This is a genomic window from Niastella sp. (assembly GCF_045805085.1).
Taxonomy (GTDB): domain Bacteria; phylum Bacteroidota; class Bacteroidia; order Chitinophagales; family Chitinophagaceae; genus Niastella.
In genome coordinates, this window is sequence record NZ_JBJMLX010000351.1 from 1 (window position 1) to 2720 (window position 2720).

1 protein-coding gene and 1 pseudogene are annotated in these 2720 nt (G+C 46.0%); both read right to left on the minus strand.

All coding sequences use genetic code 11. From position 1 onward, the window contains the following. Positions 1-434, minus strand: a pseudogene (locus ACJ751_RS18415) (RagB/SusD family nutrient uptake outer membrane protein); the annotation flags it as partial. A 23-nt stretch (positions 435-457) separates the two neighbouring features. Next, the coding region (locus tag ACJ751_RS18420) for a SusC/RagA family TonB-linked outer membrane protein (protein ID WP_407746987.1) at positions 458-2720 on the minus strand (2263 nt) is incomplete at its 5' end.

Below are 2720 nucleotides of genomic sequence, written 5' to 3' on the forward strand. Positions count from 1 at the left end.
AAGGCGCGCATAAAATATCCTTCACCCAGGCGGGTATTCTTGTTTGCCCCGTTATAATACAAAGGCACATTTTGAATAAGAATATTAGCCGAGTTAATGGCGCCGTACATGTTATCCCATACGTCTCTTACCTCTTTTGTAAGCGAATTCAGATTATTATCGTATGCATTCCACATTGTCATACCAGGGTCGCCAATGGTGAATTCGTCAACCCCCAAATTGGTAGTACTATAAGCCCATTCGTAGTTAAAATGAAAACGAAGGCTTTGGTACATGCCTGTAGACAGGCCATCCAACCCTATTGTTGTAGTATAATCCTGAGTACTTTTTGAAGAGATCAGGGTTTCATCAAGGAATGATTTTTTACAGGCCCCTCCTATTGCAAGCATCAACGCTAATGCGCTTGCAGGAATCAATATTTTTGAACGTAACATATGTAGTATTAAATCGTTAATAGTTAAAAACCGGCATTCACACCAATTACAAAACCTCTGTTATAAGTAGATACACCCGGATCGCCATCTGAAGTTTTCACTTTTGCATTCAGGTCTGGATCGATGTATTTGATCTTTGAATAGATCAAACCGGGGTTCAATACCTGTCCGTAAATACGGAGGTTTCTCATCTTCAGCCTGCTCATGAAGCTTTTAGGCATCCAGTACGACAACGATATATTCCTGATCTTGATAAAAGAACCATCCTGGTAGTTCATAGCAGAACGGAATGCATCACCGGTTCCATTATTATAGTTAGGCGCCGGATAATCGTTGGTAGGGTTGCCGGGAGTCCAGTAATTCAGCACTCGTTGCGCAAAACGGCCCTGCAATGCTTCGGCACCGGTAACGATGGAATAACCCCAGCGGGAAAAAATGAAGATATTCAGCCCCCAGTTTCTGTAGGTAAATTCGTTCATCAAACCGCCATTCCACTTCGGTTGTAAGTTACCCACCACTTTACGGTCATTGTTCGCGTCTATTTTATAATCACCATTCTGGTCTTTCACTTTTATCATACCTGGCTTAAGCTGGCTGCCGGCAGGCAGGTTGGCGTTGAAGCTGGCCAGCTCATCCTTATCACCTTCCTGCCAGATGCCTGCTTTCTCATAATCATAAATTGAATTCAGGCGTTTGCCAATGAACCATCCGCTGGAGACATCATCCATTTTGCCATTAGCAGTTTCTACGATCCGGTCGCGGTTGGCCGACCAGTTCACCGTAGAAGACCAGGTGAAATCACCTTGCCGTACGTTTACCGTATGCAGCGTGATCTCTATACCTCTGTTGGCTGTTAAACCTACATTATCATAAGTTTGGGGATAACCGGTTGTAATGGGAATAGGACGCAGCAGCAACAGGTTTTTTGTTCTGGAAGCATACAGATCGATGGCTCCGTCAACTCTTCCCTGGAACAGGCGGAATTCAACACCCAGGTCTTCCTGCGTGGTACGCTCCCACTTCAAATGAGGGTTGGGCATTGTACCGGGGTCTTTAGAAGAAGGGTCAGAAGATATATAACCCGGGTCAACCACACTACCCCATGTATAGTACTCCGTTTGAGAAGGGCCAAGCGTGGTATAGGCTCCTATGGATGAATTCCCTACTGATCCTACCCCAAAGCGTACTTTCAAATTATCGATCCAGGAAATTTCCTTCATAAAAGGCTCATTGCTCGCGCGCCAGGCAACTGATGCTGCCGGGAATACATCCCATTTGTGGCCTTTGGCTAACTGAGAAGCGCCGTCCCAACGGGTATAGGCATCAAAATAATATTTCCCTCTGAACCCATACGTAATACGGCCCATATACGAAAGCAGTTGTCTTTCTTTCAGGTCGGAACCAAAGGCATCCAGAGCAGATACCGAGTTCAGCGAATACCATTTTTGACTGGCCCAGGGTAATTTGGTAGCGGTCATTGTAGACGTTTCATCACGCACACTGGTAGCACTGTACAGGAAAGTAGCGCCTATATTATGCTCGCCGCCAATGGTTTTATTATAAGTAAGCAACTGGTCCAGCGTCCAGGCAAAATTGTTAGCCTGGTTCAACTGAGCATAACTGCTTGAACCGGCTTGTCCCGCTCCCCGGTTGATAGACATAGAGTCCATGTAACGGCCATTATACAGATTATTATAATCAGGCCCGAATGTCACCCGGTAGCGTAACCCGTTTATCGGCATAACTTCTGCATAAAAGGCGCCTAAAGTACGCATGGTCTTACGCAGGTTGACATTGTATTGGTCTTCACCGATGGGGTTTTGAATATTAACGTCGCCACCAGGTAAATTGATGCGTTTTCCGGTGCTGCTGTCGAATGGAATGGCATAAGGCAGCATATTGTTGGCAGCTGCATACAGGGAGCTGGGCCCGGTAGCATTTGAAGTTGAATAACCATAATTCTGCAAACCATAGGTAGCAGTAATGCTGCTTCCCATGGTGAACCACTTAACCGGGTTGATCTCTATATTGAATTTGGTAGAATAACGGGTATAATCCTGGCCCAGTTGCGTACCGCGCTGCTTCAGATAACCAAAAGAGGCATATGCCTTCACTTTTGGCGAGCCACCGCTAACACTGATGGTATGGTCCTGGGTTATACCGGTTTGTTTAACCATATCGGTCCAGTTGGTTGTAGGGACCAGGCTGCCATCCCAGGTGCCATTAACCCAACCCTTTTGCACGTTTGCCCAGGCAAAAGGATCAGAACCGAAAATGCGCTGGTCA